Below are 244 nucleotides of genomic sequence, written 5' to 3'. Positions count from 1 at the left end.
CAGAATCGGCCGTTACTGCGGTTCAGAACCTGATTGCGGAGAAGATGGTATGAGCGCGCTGTGGATTGCCAATGTCCATGTGACCAACGCAGAAGCTTATGGCCGTTATGCCACATTGGCGACGCAAGCCATTGCCGCTCATGGTGGCGTGTTCCTTGCCCGTGCCGGCCGCTATGTTCAGCTTGAAGGCAAGGACCGGGCGCGCAATGTCGTGGCGCGCTTTCCCAGCCTTGAGGCGGCCGAG

General features: G+C 59.8%; 1 protein-coding gene. It reads left to right on the top strand.

What is annotated here, in order from left to right:
• Positions 1-49 precede the first annotated feature (49 nt).
• Positions 50-244: DUF1330 domain-containing protein (locus Q5762_RS39370; RefSeq protein WP_315897126.1), on the top strand; the 195-nt coding region annotated here is incomplete at its 3' end.

This window comes from Streptomyces sp. P9(2023) (assembly GCF_032436795.1).
Taxonomy (GTDB): Bacteria; Actinomycetota; Actinomycetes; order Streptomycetales; family Streptomycetaceae; genus Streptomyces.
The sequence above is the reverse complement of the archived record's forward strand: the minus strand, read 5'-3'. Positions and strand labels throughout refer to the sequence as shown.